Source organism: Streptomyces diastaticus subsp. diastaticus, assembly GCF_011170125.1.
In the GTDB taxonomy this organism is placed as follows: Bacteria; Actinomycetota; Actinomycetes; order Streptomycetales; family Streptomycetaceae; genus Streptomyces; species Streptomyces diastaticus.
Map to the genome: position 1 here is coordinate 1,706,629 of NZ_BLLN01000003.1, position 23,349 is coordinate 1,729,977.

Consider the following 23,349-nt stretch of genomic DNA (forward strand, 5'->3'; position numbering starts at 1 on the left):
GGAGCCATCATGACCACGCCCAGCGAAAAAGTTGTCGAAGCTCTCCGGGCCTCGCTCAAGGAGACCGAACGCCTGCGCCGGCAGAACCGCGACCTCGCGGCCGCGGCCTGCGAGCCCATCGCCGTCGTGGCGATGAGCTGCCGCTACCCCGGGGGAGTCGCCTCCCCCGAGGACCTGTGGGACCTCGTCGCCTCCGGTACCGACGCGATCTCCGGCTTCCCCACCGACCGCGGCTGGGACCTGGACGCGCTGCGGGACGCCGGTGTGGACGCCCGCGGCCACTCCGTCAGCCAGCAGGGCGGCTTCCTCGACGGGGTCGCCGACTTCGACGCCTCCTTCTTCGGCGTCTCCCCGCGTGAGGCCGTCTCCATGGACCCCCAGCAGCGGCTGCTGCTGGAGACCTCCTGGGAGGCCGTGGAGCGGGCCGGCATCGACCCGCGCGCCCTGCGCGGCAGCCGCACCGGTGTCTTCGTCGGCACCAACGGCCAGGACTACGCGTACCTCCTGGTGCGCTCCCTCGCCGACGCGACCGGCGACATCGGCACCGGCATCGCCGCCAGCGCCACCTCGGGCCGCCTGTCCTACACCCTGGGCCTGGAGGGCCCGGCGGTCACCGTCGACACCGCCTGCTCCTCCTCCCTCGTCGCCCTTCACGCCGCCTCCCACGCCCTGCGTGCGGGGGAGTGCACCCTCGCCCTCGCCGGCGGTGTCAACGTCATGTCCGCCCCCGGCTCGCTGATGGAGTTCAGCCGCGCCGGCGGCCTGGCCGGCGACGGCCGCTGCAAGGCGTTCGCCGACGAGGCGGACGGCACGGGCTGGTCGGAGGGGGTCGGCGTCCTCCTGCTGGAGCGGCTGTCCGACGCCCGCCGCAACGGTCACCCCGTCCTCGCCGTGCTGCGCGGCTCCGCCGTCAACCAGGACGGCGCCTCCAACGGCTTCACCGCGCCCAACGGCCCCTCCCAGCAGCGCGTCATCCAGCAGGCGCTGGCCGCCGCCGGCCTCACCGCCGGAGACGTCGACGCGGTCGAGGGCCACGGCACCGGCACCCCGCTCGGCGACCCCATCGAGGCGCAGGCGCTGCTCGCCACCTACGGCCAGGACCGGCCCGGGGACCGGCCGCTGCTGCTCGGCTCCGTCAAGTCCAACATCGGCCACGCCCAGGCCGCAGCCGGGGTCGCCGGCGTCATCAAGATGGTCATGGCGATACGGCACGGAGTCGTCCCCGGGTCGCTCCACGCCGGCCACCCCTCCCGCCACGTCGACTGGGAATCCGGGGCCGTCCGACTGCTCTCCGAGGCCACCGAATGGCCCGAGACCGGCCGCCCGCGCCGCGCGGGTGTCTCCTCCTTCGGCATCAGCGGCACCAACGCCCACGTCGTCGTCGAGCAGGCCGTACCCGCCGACGAACCGGTGACCCCCGCGAAGCCCGCGACCGGCCCGGCGGCCGTCGTGCCGTGGGCCGTCCACGCCCGCTCCGAGGACTCCCTCGACGCCCAGGTCGCCGCCGTCACCGCCCTCACCGACGCCACCCCGCTCGACATCGGCCACTCCCTGGCCACCGGCCGCTCCCTCTTCGAGTACCGCGCCGTCCTGCTCTCCGGCCTCGACGGCGTCCCCGCCGAGGTGGCCCGCGGCCGCGCCGGCGAGCGCTCCCTCGCCGTCCTGTTCTCCGGCCAGGGCGCCCAGCGCGCCGAGATGGGCCGCGACCTGTACGGCAGGTTCCCGGTGTTCGCGAAGGCGCTGGACGAGATCACCGACCTGCTCGACCCGGAGCTGGAGCGCCCGCTGCGCGAGGTGATGTTCGCGGGGCGCCGCACCCCCGAGGCGGCCCTCCTGGACACCACCGGTTACACCCAGCCGGCGCTGTTCGCCGTCGAGGTCGCCCTCTACCGTCTCGTCGAGTCCTGGGGCGTGGTCCCGGACTTCGTGGCCGGTCACTCCGTCGGGGAGATCGCCGCCGCGCACGTCGCCGGTGTCCTCTCCCTGGAGGACGCGTGCGCGCTGGTCGCCGCCCGCGCCCGCCTGATGCAGGAACTGCCCGCCGGCGGCGCCATGGTCGCCGTCCAGGCCACCGAGGCCGAGGCCGCCCCGCGCCTGAGCGAGGGCGTCGCCCTGGCCGCCGTCAACGGCCCCGACTCCGTCACCCTCGCCGGGCGCGAGGCAGAAGTCCTGGCGCTGGCCGCCGGCTTCGCCGCCGAAGGACGCAAGACACAGCGCCTGGCGGTCAGCCACGCCTTCCACTCGCCGCTGATGGAGCCGATGCTCGCGGAGTTCCGCCGCGTCGCCGAGAGCCTCACCTACCACGAGCCGGTCCTCCCGGTCGTCTCCAACGTCACCGGCGCCCTCGCCGACGACCGCCTGCTGTGCGACGCCGAGTACTGGGTGGACCACGTCCGCTCCACGGTCCGCTTCGCCGACGGCGTCGGGGCTCTGGCAGGCGCCGGCGCCGACGCCTTCGTCGAACTGGGCCCCGACGGCATCCTCACCGCCCTCGCCCAGCAGTGCCTCGACGGCCCCGACATCGTCGCCGTCCCCGTCCTGCGCAAGGACCGGGCCGAGGAACGCGCCCTGCTCACCGCGCTGGCCCGGCTCCACGTCGCCGGCGTCGACGTCGACTGGGCCGCCTGCTTCGAGGGCACCGGCGCCCGCCGCACCGACCTGCCCACCTACCGCTGGCAGCACGAGCGCTACTGGCCGGTCCTGATGGCCGCCGCCGGAGACGTCAGCGCCGCCGGCCTGGTCTCCGCCGAACACCCGCTGCTCGGCGCCGCGGTCTCGCCGGCCGGCAGCGACGGTGTCCTCTTCACCGGACGCCTCTCCGCCCAGACCCACCCGTGGCTGCTGGACCACACGGTCGGCGGGATGGTGGCCTTCCCCGGCACCGGCTTCCTCGAACTCGCCGTCCGCGCCGGTGACCAGGTCGGCTGCGACCGCGTGGAGGACCTCACCCTCGCCAAGCCCCTCGTCCTCACCGAGAACTCCGCAGCCGTCGTCCAGGTCCACGTCGGCGCCCCCGACGCCGACGGGGCCCGTCCCGTCACCGTCTACTCCCAGGCCGTCGACGACCCCGAGCAGCGCTGGACCGAGCACGCCTCCGGGCTGCTGACCCGAGGCGAGCGCGTCACCGGCTTCGACTCCGCCGTCTGGCCGCCCCGAGGCGCGGTCGCCACCGACCTCGAGGGCTTCTACGCACGCACCGAGTACGGCCCGGTCTTCCAGGGGCTGCGCGCCGTCTGGACCCGCGACGACGAAGCGTTCGTCGAGGTCGCGCTACCGTCCCAGGTGGACGACGCCGAGTACTACGGGATGCACCCGGCGCTGCTCGACGCGGCCGTCCAGTCCGTCGGGTTCGCCGGCCTCGGCGACGGCAAGAAGCTCGTACCGTTCTCCTGGTCCGGCGTGTCGCTGCACGCCGGCGGCGCCTCCGTGGTGCGCGTGCGGGTCGCCCGGGTCGGCGAGGACACCGTGTCCATTTCCGCCGTGGACGTCGAGGGTGCCCCGGTGCTCTCCGCCGAGTCCCTCATCCTGCGGGCCCCCTCCGCTCTGCGGGCACCCACCCCGCACAGCAGCGAGCAGGACGGACTCCTGCGCGTGGAGTGGGTGGCCGCCCCCGACAGCGGCTCCGCCCCCGTGCACGCCGTCACCCTCGGCACGGACCGCGCCTGGCCCTGCCCGGTCGCCGGCCTCGCCGACGCCGCCGCCCTCACACCCGCCCCCGACCTGGTCCTCGTCCCGCTGGAGGGCTTCGAGGACGACACCCCCACGGCCGTCCACGCGTCCACCGCGCGCACCCTGGCACTGATCCAGGAGTGGCTGGAGCCGGCCGCGGCCACCTCCGGCCGCCTCGTGTTCGTCACCCGGGGCGCGGTGGCCACCGGGACCGACACCGGCGTGAGCGACCTCGCGGCCGCCGCGGCACACGGACTCGTCCGCAGTGCCGAGGCCGAGAACCCCGGCCGTTTCGCCCTCCTCGACCTCGACGCCGGCGCCCCCGCGCCCTCCGCCGAACTCCTGGCCCAGCTCCCGGCCCTGCTGGCTGCCGGGGACACGCAGTTCGCCGTACGGGACGACACCGTCCTGGTGGCGCGGCTGGCGCGGCTGGCCACCGGCGCGAGCCTGCTGCCCGTGCCGGGGCTCCCGTGGCGCCTGGACACCACCGTCCCCGGCAGCGTCGACGGCCTCTCCCTCGTGCCCGCCCCCGAGGCGCTGGACGAGCCGGAGGGCCGGGACGTGCGTATCGAGGTGCGGGCCGCGGGCCTGAACTTCCGTGATGTGCTGAACGCGCTCGGCATGTACCCCGGCGAGGCCGGGCTGCTCGGATCCGAGGCGGCCGGCCTCGTGACGGCCGTGGGGCCCGAGGCCACCGGGATCGCCGTCGGCGACCGCGTGACCGGCATGATCCCCGGCGGCCTCGCCGACACCGTCCTCGTCGACGAGCGGTACGTGACCCGTGTGCCCGAGGAGTGGAGCGACGAGGACGCGGCCTCGGTGCCGCTGGTCTTCCTCACCGCCCTGTACGCCTTCCGTGACCTGGCTTCGGTCCGGGCGGGGGAGCGGGTGCTGATCCATGCGGGTGCCGGTGGTGTGGGGATGGCGGCGATCCAGTTGGCGCGGTATCTGGGCGCGGAGGTGTTCGCGACGGCGAGTGAGTCCAAGTGGGGGGTGTTGCGGGAGCTGGGGCTGGACGACGCTCACATCGCGTCCTCGCGTGATCTGGGTTTCGAGGGGAAGTTCCGTGAGGTTTCCGGTGGTGCGGGGATGGACGTGGTCCTGAACGCGCTCGCGGGGGAGTTCGTGGACGCGTCGTTGCGGGTCACGGCTGCGGGCGGCCGGTTCCTGGAGATGGGCAAGACCGACATCCGCGACCCGCAGGCGCTCGGTGATGTCCGGTACCGCGCCTTCGACCTCGGCGAAGCAGCCCCCGAGCGCATCGGCGAGATGCTGACGGAGCTCCTCGGCCTGTTCGCCGAGGGGGTGTTGCGGCCGCTGCCGGTGCGTGTCTGGGACGTGCGTCGTGCTCGCGAGGCGTTCCGGTTCATGAGCCGGGCGAAGCATGTCGGCAAGATCGTGCTGACGATGCCACCGCGCTGGGACCTTGAGGGCACCGTGCTCATCACCGGTGGGACGGGGGGCCTGGGGCGTGAGGTGGCGCGTCATCTGGTGGTGGCGCGTGGGGTGCGGCGTCTGCTGCTGGCGTCGCGGCGTGGCCCGGCGGCGGAGGGCGTGGACACCTTCCGTGAGGAGCTGGCCGGGCTGGGTGCCCACGTGGACGTGGTCGCCTGTGACGTGACGGACCGTGCCGCTGTGGCGGAGCTGCTGGCGTCGGTGCCGGTGGCGCATCCGCTGACGGCTGTGGTGCATACGGCGGGTGTGCTGGACGACGGTGTGGTGACGGGTCTGTCGCCGGAGCGGTTGTCGGCGGTGTTGCGTCCGAAGGTGGACGCGGCGTGGCATCTGCACGAGTTGACGCGGGGCATGGGCCTCGCGGCGTTCGTGATGTTCTCGTCGGTGTCGGGGGTGATGGGCAGTGCGGGGCAGGCGAACTACGCCGCCGCCAACGTCTTCATGGACGCTCTCGCCCAGTACCGGCGCGCGGAGGGCCTGGCCGGCCTCTCCCTCGCCTGGGGTGCCTGGGAACGGACCAGCGGCATGACCGGCACGCTCACCGACGCCGACATGCAGCGCGTCACCGCCTCGGGAGCCGCCCCTCTCACCGTCGAGCAGGGCCTCGCCCTCCTCGACGCCGCCACGGTCTGCGACGAACCCCTGATCGTGCCCATCGGCTCCCCCTCCGGTGACCACCGCGTCCTCGGCCTCGTCCCGCCGCTGCTGCGCAACCTCGTCCGCGGCACCCGCCGTGCCGCCGCGACCACCGCCGGCGGCGCCGGCACCGCGGCCGACCTCGCCCGCCGCCTCCTGACGCTCCCCGCCGAGGAACGGGTCCGCCACGTCGTCGAACTGGTCCGCACCGAGGCCGCCGCCGTACTGGGCCACGCCTCGGCCAGGTCCGTCGAACCCGGGCGCGAGTTCCGCGAGCTGGGCTTCGACTCCCTCACCGCCGTCGAACTGCGCAACCGCCTGACCACCGTCACCGGCCTGCGCCTCACCGCCACTCTCGTCTTCGACTACCCCACCCCCCACGGCCTCGCCGAACACCTGGTCGCCGAACTCCTCGACGAGCACGGTGAGACGGGCACACCCCTCGTGGCGGCCGACGTGGCCGACGACCCGGTCGTCATCGTCGGCATGGCCTGCCGGATGCCCGGCGGCGTCGAGACTCCCGAGGACCTCTGGCGGATGCTCGCCGACGGCGAGGACCGCATCACCGGCTTCCCCACCGACCGGGGCTGGGACCTGGACGCCCTTTCCGGCGGCGGCCAGGACAACCGGGGTGTCAGCGCCACCCGGCGGGGCGGCTTCCTGCAGGACGTCGGCGGCTTCGACGCGGGCTTCTTCGGGATCTCCCCGCGTGAGGCGCTGGCCATGGACCCGCAGCAGCGGCTGTTGCTGGAGACCTCCTGGGAGGCCTTCGAGCGCGCCGGTATCGACCCGGCGGGCCTGCGCTCCAGCGCCACCGGTGTCTTCGTCGGCACCACCGGCCAGGACTACGCCAACCTCGTCATGACCTCCCGCGAGGATGTCGAGGGGCACGCCAGCACCGGTCTGGCCACCAGTGTCATCTCCGGCCGCGTCTCCTACGCGCTCGGACTGGAGGGCCCCGCCCTCACCGTCGACACCGCCTGCTCCTCCTCCCTCGTCGCGCTCCACCTCGCCGCCCAGTCGCTGCGCAGCGGGGAGAGCTCTCTCGCCCTGGCGGGCGGCGTGACGGTGCTGTCGACGCCGATGAACTTCTTCGGCTTCTCCCGCCAGGGCGGCCTCGCCGAGGACGGCCTGTGCAAGCCGTTCGCCGACGCCGCCGACGGGACCGGCTGGTCCGAGGGCGTCGGCATGCTCGTCCTGGAGCGCCTGTCCGACGCCCGCCGCAACGGCCATGAGGTCCTGGCCGTCGTCCGCGGCTCGGCCGTCAACCAGGACGGTGCCTCCAACGGGCTGACCGCGCCCAACGGTCCGTCCCAGCAGCGTGTCATCCGCCAGGCGCTCGCGGGCGCCGGGCTCACCGCCGCCGACGTGGACGCCGTCGAGGCACACGGCACCGGCACCACCCTCGGTGACCCGATCGAGGCGCAGGCCCTGCTGGCGACGTACGGACGGGAACGGCCCGGGGACCGTCCGCTGCTGCTCGGCTCCGTCAAGTCCAACATCGGGCACACCCAGGCCGCCGCCGGCGTCGCGGGCGTCATCAAGATGGTGCTGGCCATGCGCCACGGCACGCTGCCGAAGTCCCTCCACATCGACCGGCCCTCGACCCACGTCGACTGGGAGGCCGGAGCGGTCCGTCTGCTCACCGAGCCGACCGCCTGGCCCGAGACCGGGCGCCCCTGGCGCGCCGGCGTTTCCTCCTTCGGCCTCAGCGGCACCAACGCCCACGTGATCCTGGAGCAGCCGGAGCCCGCCGAGGCGGAGCCCTCCGAGGTCCCGGCGGAGCCCGAGGCCGTCGCAGGTGTCGTCCCGTGGCCGGTCTCCGCCCGTACCGAGGAGGCGCTGCCCGGCCAGCTCGCCCGGATCACCGCGCTCGACACCGCCCCCCTCGACATCGGTCACTCCCTGGCCACCGGCCGCACCGCCTTCGACCACCGCGTGGTCCTGCTGGCGGACGCCGAGGGCGAGGGTGAGCCGGTGGAGGTGGCGCGGGGGCGTGCCGGGGAGCGGCGGCTCGCGGTGCTGTTCTCGGGCCAGGGTTCGCAGCGGGCCGGAATGGGCCGCGAACTGTACGGCCGGTTCCCGGTGTTCGCACGCGCGCTGGACGAGGTCCTGACCCTGCTCGACCCGCGGGGGGAGCTTCCGCTGCGGGAGGTGCTGTTCGCTGAGGAGGGTACCGAGGAGGCCGCTCTCCTGGACACCACCGGTTACACCCAGCCGGCGCTGTTCGCCGTCGAGGTCGCCCTCTACCGTCTTGTCGAGTCCTGGGGCGTGGTCCCGGACTTCGTGGCCGGTCACTCCGTCGGGGAGATCGCCGCCGCGCACGTCGCCGGTGTCCTCTCCCTGGAGGACGCGTGCGCGCTGGTCGCCGCCCGCGCCCGCCTGATGCAGGAACTGCCCGCCGGCGGCGCCATGGTCGCCGTCCAGGCCACCGAGGCCGAGGTGACCCCACGGCTGACCGAGGGCCTGTCCCTGGCCGCGGTCAACGGACCGGACTCCGTGGTGGTCGCCGGCCTCGGAACCGAGGTCGATGCGCTCGCCGGCGAGTTCGCCGCCGAAGGGCGCAAGGTCCAGCGCCTGGCGGTCAGCCACGCCTTCCACTCCGCCCTCATGGAGCCGATGCTCGACGCCTTCCGTGACGTCGCCAAGGGGCTGGGTTACGGCGAACCGCGTATCCCGGTCGTCTCGAACGTGACCGGCGCCCTCGCCGAGCCGGGGCAGCTCAGCGTTCCCGAGTACTGGGTCGAGCACGTCCGCCGGACCGTCCGCTTCGCCGACGCCGTCCACGCCCTCGACCAGGCCGGCGCCAACGCCTTCCTGGAGGTCGGCGCCGGGGGCGTCCTCACCGCCCTCGCCCGGCGGACGCTGGACGACGGCGGCGCCGAGGCCGCCTGTGTGACCGTGCCCGCGCTGCGCAAGGACCGGACCGAGGAGTCCGCCCTGCTCACCGCGCTCGCCACGCTGCACGTCAACGGCGTCCACGTCGACTGGGCCGGCTGCTTCCAGGGCACCGGCGCACGCCGCGTCGAACTGCCCACCTACGCCTTCCAGCACGAGCGGTACTGGCCGCGCTCCTCCGCCCACCACGGGGACGTCACCGGCGCCGGACTGAGCCCCGCCGAGCACCCGCTGCTCGGCGCCGCCACCGCCCTCGCCGCCTCCGAGGGCGTCCTCTTCACCGGGCGCCTCTCCCTCACCACGCACCCCTGGCTCGCCGACCACACCGTCGGCGGCGGCATGGTGCTCTTCCCCGCCACCGGTTTCCTGGAGCTGGCCGTGCGCGCCGGCGACGAGGTCGGCTGCGACCGTGTCGAGGAGTTCACCCTCTCCACCCCGCTGCTGGTGCCCGCGGACGCCGCCGTGGTCGTCCAGGTGTGGGCAGGCGCCCCCGACGAGGGCGGCGCGCGCACCGTGAGCCTCTACTCCCGGTCCGCGGACGCTCCCGACGAGCCCTGGACCCAGCACGCCTCCGGTGTCCTGACGACCGGTGCCGTCACCGTTCCCGCCGACGCCGCGGTCTGGCCGCCCAAGGGCGCGGTCGCCGTCGGTCTGGAGGACTTCTACGACCGCACCGAGTACGGCCCGGTCTTCCGCACCATCCGCGCCGTCTGGAAGCGCGGCGACGAGGCGTTCGTCGAGGCGGCCCTGCCGCCGCAGGCCGACGACGCCGAGTACTACGGGATGCACCCGGCGCTGCTGGACGCCGCCGTCCAGTCCGTCGGCTTCGCCGGCCTGGACGACGAGCACCAGCTCCTCCCGTTCCTGTGGGCCGGCGTGTCGCTGCACGCGGGCGGCGCCCGCGTGGTGCGCTTCCGCGTCGCCCGGACCGGCGAGGACTCCGTCTCCATCGCCGCCGTGGACGTCGAAGGGGGCCCGGTGCTCTCCGCCGAGTCGCTGGTGCTGCGCGTGCCCGCCGGGACCCACGCCCCGGCCGCCCGCCGCACCGAGCTCGACTCGCTGCTCCGCCTGGAGTGGACCGCCGCCCCTGAGACCGGCGACGCCCCCGCCGCCCGACACGCGATCGCCGGTGTCCTCGGTGCCGACGGGGCCGCCGCCACCCTCGCCGGGCTGACCGGCGAGGAGGACCTGGTCCTGGTGGAGGTCCCCGCACCGGCCGACGGTGCCGACGTGCCCGCCGCCGCCCACCAGCGCGCCGCACAGGCACTCGCCCTGGCGCAGGAGTGGCTGACCGGCGAGCGGTTCGCCGACGCCCGGCTCGTCTTCGTCACCCGGGGCGCGGTCTGCGCCCGCCCCGGCGACCGGATGGAGGACCTGGCCGCCGCAGCGGTCTGGGGCCTCGTCCGCGCCGCGCAGTCGGAGAACCCCGCCCGGTTCGCCCTCCTCGACCTGGACGGCGCCGCCACCGCCGAAGCCGCGCTGCCGCGGCTTCCCGGCCCGCTCTCGGGCGGCGACGCCCAGTTCGTGGTCCGCGAGGGCGCCGTCCTGGTCGGCCGGCTCGACCGGGCCGTGACCGGCCCGTCCCTGCTGCCGCCCGCCGACGGGCCCTGGCGCCTGGACTCCACCTCACGCGGCAGCCTGGACGGGCTCACCCTGCGCCCCTGCCCCGAGGAACTGGCGGAGCCCCGAGGACGCCAGGTCCGTGTCGAGGTGCGGGCCGCGGGCCTGAACTTCCGCGATGTGCTGAACGCGCTCGGCATGTACCCCGGCGAGGCCGGGCCGCTGGGCGCGGAAGCGACCGGCTTCGTCACCGCCGTGGGCCCCGAGGTCACCGGAGTCTCCCTGGGTGACCGCGTCATGGGCATGGTCCCCGGAGGTCTCGCCACGGACACCCTGATCGACGAGCGCTTCCTCGCCCGGGTGCCCGAGTCCTGGAGTGACGAGGACGCGGCCTCCGTGCCGCTCGTCTTCCTCACCGCCTACTACGCGCTCACCGAACTCGCCGGTCTGTCGGCGGGGGAGCGGGTGCTGATCCATGCGGGTGCCGGTGGTGTGGGGATGGCGGCGATCCAGTTGGCTCGGTACTTGGGCGCGGAGGTGTTCGCGACGGCGAGTGAGCCGAAGTGGGGGGTGTTGCGGGAGCTGGGGCTGGACGACGCTCACATCGCGTCCTCGCGTGATCTGGGTTTCGAGGGGAAGTTCCGTGAGGTTTCCGGTGGTGCGGGGATGGATGTGGTCCTGAACGCGCTCGCGGGGGAGTTCGTGGACGCGTCGTTGCGGGTCACGGCTGCCGGTGGCCGGTTCCTGGAGATGGGCAAGACCGACATCCGCGACCCGCAGGCGCTCGGTGATGTCCGGTACCGCGCCTTCGATCTCGGCGAGGCCGGGCCCGAGCGGACCGGCGGGATGCTGACCGAGCTGCTCGGTCTGTTCGCCGAGGGGGTGTTGCGGCCGCTGCCGGTGCGTGTCTGGGACGTGCGTCGTGCTCGCGAGGCGTTCCGGTTCATGAGTCGGGCGAAGCATGTCGGCAAGATCGTGCTGACGATGCCGGCGCGTTGGGATCCTGAGGGCACGGTGCTGGTCACGGGTGGTACCGGTGGTCTGGGGCGTGAGGTGGCGCGTCATCTGGTGGTGGCGCGTGGGGTGCGGCGTCTGCTGTTGGTGTCGCGCAGTGGTCCGGCGGCGGAGGGGGTGGGGGGCTTCCGCGAGGAGTTGGCCGGGCTGGGTGCGCAGGTGGACGTGGTGGCGTGTGATGTGGCGGATCGTGCCGCTGTGGCGGAGCTGTTGTCGTCGGTGCCGGTGGCGCATCCGCTGACGGCTGTGGTGCATACGGCGGGTGTGCTGGACGACGGTGTGGTGACGGGTCTGTCGCCGGAGCGGTTGTCGGGTGTGTTGCGTCCGAAGGTGGACGCGGCGTGGCATCTGCACGAGTTGACGCGGGGCATGGGCCTCGCGGCGTTCGTGATGTTCTCGTCGGTGTCGGGGGTGATGGGCAGTGCGGGGCAGGCCAACTACGCCGCCGCCAACGTCTTCATGGACGCTCTCGCCCAGTACCGGCGCGCGGAGGGCCTGGCCGGCCTCTCCCTCGCCTGGGGTGCCTGGGAACGGACCAGCGGCATGACCGGCACGCTCACCGACGCGGGCACGCGCCGGATGTCGGCCTCCGCGGCCCCCGCCCTCACCGTCGAGCAGGGGCTCGCCCTCCTCGACGCCGCCACGGTCTGCGACGAGCCCTACCTCGTACCCCTCGGCGCCTCCGGCTCCACCCGGATGCCCGGCGAGGTGCCGCCGCTCCTGCGCAACCTCGTCCGCGGCACCCGCCGTGCCGCCGCGACCGCCGTCGGCGGCGCCGGCACGGCCGACGAACTCACCCGGACCCTCCTCGACCTGCGCGAGGACGAGCGACTGCGCTTCGCCGTGAACCTGGTCCGTGGAGAGGCCGCCTCGGTCCTCGGCCACTCCTCGGCCCAGGCCGTCGAAGCCGAACGCGACTTCCACGACCTGGGCTTCGACTCCCTCACCGCCGTCGAACTGCGCAACCGCCTCACCGGCGCCACCGGCCTGCGGCTGCCCGCCACCCTGGTCTTCGACCACCCGACGCCCACCGTGCTGGCGGAGCACCTGATCGCGGCCCTGCTCGACGAAGAGCGCGCCTCCGGCGCCATCGCGCCGACGCCCGTCGCCGCCGCGCTCGCCGAGGACCCCGTCGTCATCGTCGGCATGGCCTGCCGGATGCCCGGCGGCGTCAGCTCCCCCGAGGAGCTGTGGCAACTCGTCCTCGACGGCCAGGAGGGCATCTCCGCCTTCCCGGCCGACCGCGGCTGGGACCTCGACACCCTCCGGCGCGGCGGGGAGAGCGGCCACGGCCGCAGCGCCACCTCCGAGGGCGGATTCCTCCACGACGTCGCGGACTTCGACGCCGACTTCTTCGGCATCTCCCCGCGTGAGGCGCTGGCGATGGACCCGCAGCAGCGGCTGCTGCTGGAGACCACCTGGGAGGCTTTCGAGCGCGCCGGCATCACTCCCACCGCGGTGCGCGGAAGCCGGACCGGTGTCTTCGTCGGCACCAGCGGCCAGGACTACACCACCCTGGTGATGAACTCCCGCCAGGACGCCGAGGGCCACGCCCCCACCGGTCTGGCCACCAGCGTCATCTCCGGACGGTTGTCCTACACCTTCGGCCTGGAGGGCCCGGCGGTCACCATCGACACCGCGTGCTCCTCCTCCCTGGTGGCCCTCCACTGGGCCGCGCACGCGCTGCGCTCCGGCGAGGCCGACCTGGCGCTCGCGGGCGGCGTCACCGTGATGTCCACCGCCATGGGCTACGCCGGCTTCACCCGGCAGGGCGGCCTGGCCACCGACGGCCGCTGCAAGGCCTTCGCGGACGCCGCGGACGGGACCGGCTGGTCCGAGGGCGTCGGCATGCTCGTCGTCGAGCGCCTCTCGGACGCCCGCCGCAACGGCCACCCGGTCCTCGCCGTGCTGCGCGGCTCGGCCGTCAACCAGGACGGTGCCTCCAACGGGCTGACCGCGCCCAACGGTCCGTCCCAGCAGCGTGTCATCCGCCAGGCGCTCGCGGGCGCCGGGCTCACCGCCGCCGACGTGGACGCCGTCGAGGCACACGGCACCGGCACCACCCTCGGTGACCCCATCGAGGCGCAGGCCCTGCTGGCGACGTACGGGCAGGACCGGCCCGAGGGCCGTCCGCTGCTGCTCGGCTCCATCAAGTCCAACATCGGGCACGCGCAGGCCGCCGCCGGCGTCGCGGGGGTCATCAAGACCGTCATGGCGCTCCGGCACGGGCTCCTGCCCAGGTCACTTCACATCGACCGGCCCTCCACCCACGTGGACTGGACCGAGGGCGACGTCCGCCTGCTGACCGAGACCACCGAGTGGCCCGAGACCGGCCGCCCCCGCCGGGCCGCCGTCTCCTCCTTCGGCATCAGCGGTACCAACGCGCACACCATCATCGAGCAGGCGCCGGAGAGTACCGAGGCCGCGCCGGCCGGCACACCGGCCCTGACCGCCACGGCCGTCCCGTGGCCGGTCTCCGCGAAGTCCCCGGAGGCGCTCGACGGGCAGCTCGGCCGTCTCACCACCGTCACCGGCGCCACGCCGCTCGACATCGGTCACTCCCTGGCCACCGGCCGCGCGTCCTTCGCGTACCGGGCGGTCCTGATGGCGGGCACCGGTGCCGGGGACGAGCCGGTGGAGGTGGCGCGGGGGCGTGCCGGGGAGCGGCGGCTCGCGGTGCTGTTCTCGGGCCAGGGTTCGCAGCGGGCCGGAATGGGCCGCGAACTGTACGGCCGGTTCCCGGTGTTCGCACACGCGCTGGACGAGGTCCTGACCCTGCTCGACCAGGAGCGGGACGGTTCGCTGCGCGAAGTGCTGTTCGCGGAGGAAGGCTCCGAGAAGGCAGCTCTCCTCGACGCCACCGGCCACACCCAGCCCGCGCTCTTCGCCGTCGAGGTCGCCCTCCACCGCCTGTTGGTGTCGCAAGGGGTGTCGCCGGAGTACGTCGCCGGCCACTCCGTCGGTGAGATCGCCGCCGCACACGTGGCGGGCGTGTTCTCGCTGGAGGACGCCTGCGCGCTGGTCGCCGCCCGCGCCCGCCTGATGCGGGAACTGCCCGCCGGCGGCGCCATGGTGGCTGTGCGGGCCACCGAGGCCGAGGTGACCCCACGGCTGGCCGGGGGCCTGTCCCTGGCCGCGGTCAACGGACCGGACTCCGTGGTCGTATCCGGCCCCGAAGACGAAGTGACCGCGCTCGCGGCCGGGTTCGCGGCCGAGGAGCGCGAAGTCCAGCGCCTGGCGGTCAGCCACGCCTTCCACTCCGCCCTCATGGAGCCGATGCTCGACGCCTTCCGCGAGGCCGCCGGTGCCCTGACGTACGCCGAGCCGCGCGTCCCGGTCGTCTCCAACGTGACCGGTGCGCTCGCCGAGCCAGGACAGCTCACCGACCCCGAGTACTGGGTGCGGCACGTGCGCGAGACCGTCCGCTTCGCCGACGGCGTCCGCGCCCTCGGCGAGGCCGGCGCCGACGCCTTCCTGGAGGTCGGCCCCGGCGGCGTCCTCACCGCCCTCGCCCGGCGGACGCTGGACGACGGCGGCGCCGAGGCCGCCTGTGTGACCGTGCCCGCGCTGCGCAGGGACCGGGCCGAGGAGCCCGCCCTGCTCACCGCGCTCGCCACGCTGCACGTCAACGGCGTCCACGTGGACTGGGCCGCCTGGACCGAAGGCACCGGCGCACGCCGCGTCGAACTGCCGACCTACGCCTTCCAGCGCGTCCGCCACTGGCCCGACACCCGGCCTCCCGGCGCGGGCGGCGGCTCCGCCGATCCGCTCGACGGCGCCTTCTGGACCGCCGTGGAGGGCGAGGACCTGACCAGCCTCGCCGCCGACCTGGCCGTGGACACCGACGCACTCGGCGCGGTGCTGCCGGCCCTCTCCACCTGGCGGCGCCGGCGGCGCGACCAGGCCATGGTCGACGCCAACCGCCACCACGAGACGTGGAAGCCGCTGTCGCTGCCCGCCGGCGCCCCCGCCCCGGCCGGGACCTGGCTGGCCGTCGTGCCCGCCGCGCTGGCCGAGGACCCCTGGACCTCCGCCGTCCTCGACGCCCTCGGCACCGACGTCGTACGCCTCACCGTGGACACCGCCGAGCGGGAGGCGCTCGCCGGCCGGCTGCGAGCCCTGTCCGCGGACGGCGCCCCCCTCGCCGGTGTGGTCTCCCTGCTGGCCCTCGCCGACACTCCGGAGGCCGTCGCCTCCGCCGAAGCGGCCGGCACGCCCGCCGTCCCGTCCGCGGCCCTGTTCCAGGCCCTGCTCGACGCCGAGGTCGACGCTCCCCTGTGGTGCCTGACCAGCGGAGCCGTCGCGGTGGCGGGTTCCGAGTCCGTCACCGCCCCCGCCCAGGCCGCCGTCTGGGGCCTGGGCCGGGTCGCGGCGCTCGAACACCCCGCCGCGTGGGGCGGGCTCGTCGATCTGCCCGCCGAGTGGGACGAGCGCGCCGCCCGCCGCTTCGCGACCGTCCTCGCCGGACACGACGGCGAGGACCAGGTGGCCGTCCGCTCGTCCGCCGCCTTCGCCCGACGGCTCGTTCCGGCGCCGCCCGCCGAGCCCGACGCGGGCTGGCAGCCACGCGGCACCGTCCTCGTCACCGGCGGGACCGGCGGCCGAGGTGCCCACGTGGCACGCTGGCTCGCCGGAGCCGGCGCCGAGCACCTGGTACTGCTCGGCCGCCGAGGCCCGGGCGCGCCGGGTGCCGACGCCCTTCGCGCCGAACTGGAGGCGACCGGCGCGCGCGTCACCCTCGTCGCCTGCGACGCCGCCGACCGGGACGCCCTCGCAGGCGTCCTCGACGGCATCCCCGCCGACACCCCGCTCTCCGCGGTGGTGCACGCCGCCGGAGTCGTGGACGACGGAGTCCTGGACGACCTGACTCCGGAGCGGTTCGCCGCTTTGCACCACGCGCGGACCGTGCCCGCCGTCCATCTGGACGAGCTGACCCGCGGCCTGGACCTCGACGTCTTCGCCCTCTGCTCCTCCGTCGCCGGCACCGTCGGCACGGCGGGCCGGGCCAACCTCGCCGCCGCCACCGCCGTCCTCGACGCCCTTGCCCGGCGCCGCCGGAGCGAGGGGCTGCCCGCCACCTCGATGGCCTGGGGCGCCTGGATCGGCGACGCCGAGGAGGCCGGAGCGAAGGACGCGCCGGACTCACGGAGGACGGGAGCCGGGCACCCCGCGGTCCACCCGGACCTGGCCCTGGCCGCGCTGCGGCAGGCCGTGACCCGGCCCGAGGCCGCGCCCGTCCTGTTCGACCCGCATCAGCCGCAGGTCCTGGAGAGCCTCATCGGCATGCGCGGCAACGCGCTGCTGCGGGACCTGCCCGACGCCCGGCAGGCACTCGCCGACGCCCAGAGCACCCGCGACCGGACCCGGACCGCCGCCTCCGGACTCGCCGAGCGGCTGCGCGGCCTGCCCGCCGACGAGCGCACCGGAATCGTCACGGAGCTGGTGCGCGGCCACGCGGCGGCCGTCCTCGGCCACCGAGGTCCGGAGGCCGTCGCCCCCGACCGCAACTTCCGCGACCTCGGCTTCGACTCGCTCACCGCCATCGAACTGCCCAACCGGATCGCCCTCGCGACCGGCCTGCGCATGCCCGCCACGACCGTCTACGACTACCCGACCTCCCAGGCCCTCGCCGAACACCTCGTCGCCGAACTGCTCGGCGAGCAGGACACCCCCGGCCCCGACCGGGCCACCCTGGCGGCCCTGGCCGAGGACCCGGTCGTCATCGTCGGCATGGCCTGCCGCCTGCCCGGCGGGGTCCGCTCCCCGCAGGAGCTGTGGGCCATGCTCAGCGAGGGCCGCGACGGCATCGACGCCTTCCCCGAGGACCGCGGCTGGGACCTCGCCACCCTGACGACCGGCGGAGCCGACGGCCGGGGCCGCAGCGCCACCCTGCGCGGTGGATTCCTCTCCGGCGCGGCCGACTTCGACGCCCCCTTCTTCGGGATCTCCCCACGGGAGGCGCTGGCGATGGACCCCCAGCAGCGCCTGCTGCTGGAGACCACCTGGGAGGCCTTCGAACGGTCCGGCATCGACGCCGACGGACTGCGCGGCAGCCGCACCGGCGTCTTCGTCGGCACCAACGGCCAGGACTACTCCACCCTCGTCATGAACTCCCGCGAGGACCTGGAAGGCCACGCCGGCACCGGCCTCGCCGCGAGCGTCGTCTCCGGCCGGCTGGCCTACACCTTCGGCCTGGAGGGCCCGGCGGTCACCGTCGACACCGCCTGCTCCTCCTCCCTGGTCGCCCTCCACTGGGCGATGCAGGCGCTGCGCGCCGGTGAGTGCGACCTCGCCGTCGCCGGCGGCATCACCATGATGAGCACCCCGTCCGCGTTCTCCGGCTTCACCCTGCAGAACGGCCTGGCCGTCGACGGACGCTGCAAGGCGTACGCGGACGCCGCCGACGGCACCGGCTGGTCGGAGGGGGTCGGCCTGATCGTCGTCGAGCGGCTCTCCGACGCCCGCCGCAACGGCCATGAGGTCCTGGCCGTCGTCCGCGGCTCGGCCGTCAACCAGGACGGCGCCTCCAACGGTCTGACCGCGCCCAACGGTCCGTCCCAGCAGCGCGTCATCCGCCAGGCCCTGGCCAGCGGCGGACTGAACCCGTCGGACGTCGACGCGGTCGAGGGCCACGGCACGGGCACCCCGCTGGGTGACCCGATCGAGGCGCAGGCCCTGCTGGCGACGTACGGGCAGGGCCGGCCCGGGGACCGGCCGCTGCTGCTCGGCTCCGTCAAGTCCAACATCGGGCACACCCAGGCCGCCGCCGGCGTCGCCGGCATCATCAAGACCGTCATGGCGATGCGCCACGGGGTCCTGCCGCGCACGCTGCACGTCGACCGGCCCTCGACCCACGTCGACTGGGAGGCCGGGGCGGTACGGCTGCTCGTGGAGGAGTCGGCCTGGCCCGACAGCGGCCGCCCTCGGCGCGCGGGCATCTCGTCCTTCGGCATCAGCGGCACCAACGCGCACACCATCATCGAGCAGGCGCCCGCCCCGGAGGCCCCCGAGGAGGCCGGGACGGACGCCGGACCGAGGCCGACACCGACCGTCGTGCCGTGGCCGGTGTCGGCCAGGTCCGAGCAGGCCCTCGACGCGCAACTCGGCCGCCTCACCTCCACCACCGGGCCGACCGGAGCGGCCCCGCTCGACGTCGGCCACTCCCTGGCCACCGGGCGCGCCCGCTTCGACCACCGCGCCGTGCTCCTCGCGGGCCCCGGCGGGACGCCGACGGAGGCCGCCCGTGGCCGCGCCGCCGTGCGCTCGCTCGCCGTGCTGTTCTCCGGCCAGGGTTCGCAGCGGGCCGCGATGGGACGCGGACTGTACGACCGCTTCCCGGTGTTCGCCGACGCGCTGGACGCCGTCCTCGCCCGTCTGGGCACCGGTTCGACCCCGTCGCTGCGGGAGGTGCTGTTCGCAAAGGAGGGTTCTGAGGCGGCGGCTCTGCTGGACACGACGGGATACACGCAGCCGGCGCTGTTCGCCGTCGAGATCGCCCTGTACCGCCTCGTCGAGTCCTGGGGTGTGCGCCCCGACCAGGTCGCGGGCCATTCGATCGGTGAGATCGCGGCGGCGCACGTGGCGGGCGTGTTCTCGCTGGAGGACGCGTGCGCGCTGGTCGCCGCCCGGGCCCGTCTGATGCAGGAACTGCCGGCGGGCGGGGCGATGGTGGCCGTGCAGGCGACCGAGACCGAGGTCGCGCCCCGGCTGACCGGGGGGCTGTCGGTCGCGGCCGTGAACGGTCCCGACTCCGTCGTGATCGCCGGCCGGGAGGAGGAAGCTCTCGCGCTGGCCGGTGAGTTCGCGGCTGAGGGGCGCAAGACGCAGCGTCTGCCGGTCAGCCACGCCTTCCACTCGCCGCTGATGGAGCCGATGCTGGCCGGGTTCCGCCGGGTGGCGGAGGAGCTGGAGTACGCCGAGCCTCGTGTTCCGGTCGTCTCCAACGTGACCGGTGCGCTCGCCGAGCCCGGACAGCTCACCGACCCCGAGTACTGGGTGCGGCACGTGCGCGAGACCGTCCGCTTCGCCGACGGCGTCCGCGCCCTCGGCCGGGCCGGAGCCAACGCCTTCCTGGAGATCGGCCCCGGCGGCGTCCTCACCGCCCTCACCCAGCGCGTCCTCGACGCCGACGGCCGGGACGACGCCGTCAGCTTCCCGGCCCTGCGCAAGGACCGGGACGAGGAGACCGCGCTGCTCACGGCCCTCGCCGGACTCCACGTCAACGGCGCCCGCGTGGACTGGACCGCCTGGTTCGCCGGCACCGGCGCCCGCCGCGCCGAACTGCCCACCTACGCCTTCCAGCACGAGCGGTACTGGCCGCGCCCGGCCGCCCTCAGCGGCGACGTCAGCACGGCCGGCCTCATCTCCGCCGAACACCCCCTGCTCGGCGCGGCCGTCCCGCTCGCCGACTCCGAGGGCGCCCTGTTCACCAGCCAGATCTCCATGCAGGTGCACCCCTGGCTGCTCGACCACCGGGTCGGCGGCACGGTCATCATGCCGGGCACCGGCTACCTGGAGATGGCCATTCGCGCCGCCGACCAGGTCGGCTGCGCCCGCGTCGAGGAGCTCGTCCTCGCCGCGCCCATGGTCCTGGACGAGAAGAACCCGACCGCCGTCCAGGTCACCGTCGGGGCTCCTGACGAGAACGGCGGCCGGTCGATCAGCTTCTACTCCCGGCCCTCCGACGCCGTGGACGCTCCCTGGACCCGGCACGCCGACGGCCTCCTGGCCGTCGAGGAACGCACCGACACCTTCGAGGCCCCGCTCTGGCCGCCGTCCGACGCGGTCTCCGTCGGGTTCGACGGCGACTACAGCCGCACCGGGTACGGGCCGTCCTTCCAGGGCCTGCGCCAGGTGTGGGTACGCGGAGAGGAGGCGTTCGTGGAGGTCGCCCTGCCCGGGGACGTCGCCGGGGACGCCCAGTACTTCGGCATGCACCCCGCACTCCTGGACGCCGTCCAGCACGCCAACGGCTACCTCGGGGTCGGCAGCGCGGAGAACCCGCTCCTGCCCTTCGCCTGGAACGGAGTCTCCCTGCACGCCCGGGGCGCCACCACGCTGCGGGCGCGGATCACCCGGCTCGGCGACGAGTCGGTCCGGCTGACCGCCGTCGACGCTGAGGGCGTGCCGGTGCTCTGCGCCGAGTCCCTGGTCCTGCGCGCCCCCGGCGTGCCCAGCGCCCCGGCCGCGGCCGGGGGCCAGGAGCCGGTGTTCCGTCTCGACTGGACCCCGGCACCCGCGGTCAAGCCCACCGAGGGCCTGACCGTGGCGACCCTCGGCGACGACGTGTTCGGCGTGGGCGCCACCCTGGCGTGCCTCACCGAGCTGACCGGCCCCGACGCGGACCCGTCCGCCGCCCCCGACTTCGTCCTCGTCCCGCTCACCGGGGCCTCCGACGCCGCCGGGGCCGAGGGCCCGCACGCCCACGGCGGTGACGTACCCGCCGCCGTCCACGCGCTGACCACCCGGACGCTGGACCTGCTCCAGCAGTGGCAGGCCGCCGACCGGCTCAGTCACTCCCGTCTGGTCCTCGTGACCACCGGGGCGGTCGCCGCCCACGACACCGAGACCGTCCGCGACCTCGCGGCCGGCGCCGCCTGGGGCCTGGTGCGCTCCGCCCAGTCCGAGAACCCGGACCGTTTCGTCCTCCTCGACCTCGACGGAGCGGACGCCGCGGACACCCTGCGCTCGCTCCTGCCGGACCTGCCGGGACTGCTGGGCGGCGGCGACGCCCAGTTCGCCGTCCGGGAAGGCACCGCGCTGGTCGGCCGGCTCGAACGGCTCACCACGGCACCCGGCCTGCTCGCCCCGGCCGGCACACCCTGGCGCCTGGACACCACCGGCAAGGGCAGCCTGGACAACCTGATCCTCGCTCCCTGCCCGGAGGTCCTCCAGCCGCTCGGAGCCCACGAGGTGCGCATCGACGTCGAGGCCACCGGCCTGAACTTCCGCGACGTGCTGAACGCGCTCGGGATGTACCCGGGCGAGTCCGGCCCGATGGGCACGGAGGCCGCCGGCGTGGTCACCGCCGTCGGCGAGGCCGTCACCGGCCTGGCCCCCGGCGACCGCGTCCTCGGCACCGTCCCCGGCGGATTCGGCCCGGTCGTCGTCGCCGACCAGCACTACGTCACCCGTGTCCCCGAAGGCTGGACCATGCGGGACGCGGCTTCGGTGCCGCTGGTGTTCCTCACCGCGCTGTACGCCTTCCGTGATCTCGCCTCGGTCCGGGCGGGGGAGCGGGTGCTGATCCATGCGGGTGCCGGTGGTGTGGGGATGGCGGCGATCCAGTTGGCGCGGTATCTGGGCGCGGAGGTGTTCGCGACGGCGAGTGAGCCGAAGTGGGGGGTGTTGCGGGAGCTGGGGCTGGACGACGCTCACATCGCGTCCTCGCGTGATCTGGGTTTCGAGGGGAAGTTCCGTGAGGTTTCCGGTGGTGCGGGGATGGATGTGGTCCTGAACGCGCTCGCGGGGGAGTTCGTGGACGCGTCGTTGCGGGTCACGGCTGCGGGTGGCCGGTTCCTGGAGATGGGCAAGACCGACATCCGCGACCCGCAGGCGCTCGGTGATGTCCGGTACCGCGCCTTCGACCTCGGCGAGGCCGGGCCGGAACGGAACAAGGCCCTCCTCGGCGAACTGCTCGACCTCTTCGCCCAGGGCGCGCTCCGGCCGCTGCCGGTCCGCACCTGGGACGTACGCCGGGCCCGCGAGGCCTTCCGGTTCATGAGCCAGGCCAAGCACACCGGCAAGATCGTGCTGACCATGCCGCCCCGCTGGAACCCCGAGGGCACCGTCCTCATCACCGGCGGCACCGGAGCACTCGGCGGACACCTCGCCCGCCGCTTCGCCGACGCCGGCATGCGCCACCTGCTGCTCACCAGCCGACGCGGCACGGACGCCCCCGGCGCCGCCGAACTCGCCGCGGACCTAGGCGCCCGGGGCGCCGAGGTCACCATCGCCGCCTGCGACACCGCCGACCGCGACGCCACGGCCGCGCTCATCGGCAGCGTCCCGGCCGAGCACCCGCTCACCGCCGTGGTGCACACCGCCGGCGTCCTCGACGACGGAGTCATCGCCTCCCTCACCACCGAACGCCTCACGGCCGTCCTGCGGCCGAAGGTGGACGCCGCCTGGCACCTGCACGAGCTGACCCGCGAACTCGACCTCGCCGCCTTCCTGCCCTTCTCGTCCATCGCGGGCGTCATGGGCAGCCCCGGCCAGGGCAACTACGCCGCGGCCAACTCGTTCCTGGACGCCCTCACCCGGCACCGGCGCCAACTCGGCCTGCCCGCCACCTCGCTGGCCTGGGGCCCGTGGGCGCACGACGGCGGCATGACCAGCACCCTGTCCGACACCGACATGCGCCGCATGCAGTCCGGCGGCCTCCCGCCGCTCCCGGTCGACCAGGGCCTGGAACTGTTCGACATCGCGCGCGGCTCGGACGAGTCCTTCCTCGTCCTGGTGGGCCTCGCCGCCGGCGCGATGCGCGGCGCCGCGCCGGAGGACCTGCCCCCGTTGTTCCGCTCGATGGTGCGCAGCGGCCGGCGTACCGCCGCCTCCACGGACGCGGCCGGCGCCTCGGCGGCGCTCGGCGCCAAGCTCGCCGGGCTCGGTGCCGCGGAGCGCGTCCGGCACGTCACCGAACTGGTCCGCGAACAGGCCGCCCGGGTCCTCGGCCACGCCTCACCGAAGTCCGTCGACGTCACCCAGGAGTTCCGCGAGCTGGGCTTCGACTCGCTGACCGCGCTGGAACTGCGCAACCACCTGTCCACCGCGACCGGGCTGCGCCTGCCCGCCACGCTGGTCTTCGACTACCCGACCCCCTCCTCGCTCGCCGAACACTTCGTCGCCGAACTGGCCGGCGACGACGACACCCGGCAGGGGCCCTCGCTCCTCGCCGAACTCGACCGCCTCGACGCACTCCTCGCGGCCGGGGACGCGGACGAGACCACCCGCGCGGGCCTCGCCCTGCGGCTCGGCCAGATGCTCGACAAGGTGCGCGGCGCGGCACCGGAGCCGACCGGACCCGCCGTCGACGACGACTTCGAGTCCGCCAGCACCGACGAGGTCCTCGCCTTCATCGACAACGAGCTCGGCCGCCTGGGCGACCTCTGAGACGAG

General features: G+C 74.8%; 1 protein-coding gene. It reads left to right on the forward strand.

Going from position 1 to position 23,349, the window contains the following annotated elements; translation table 11 throughout:
• Positions 1–9 precede the first annotated feature (9 nt).
• A complete protein-coding gene (locus Sdia_RS15970) occupies positions 10–23,343 on the forward strand; it encodes a type I polyketide synthase (RefSeq protein ID WP_191835347.1) in 23,334 nt (7,777 codons plus the stop codon).
• Positions 23,344–23,349: the final 6 nt, after the last annotated feature.

Excerpts from the sequence above, each read along its gene's own strand:
- Sdia_RS15970 (WP_191835347.1), top strand. The coding sequence starts at position 10 with ATGACCACGCCCAGCGAAAAAGTTGTCGAAGCTCTCCGGGCCTCGCTC.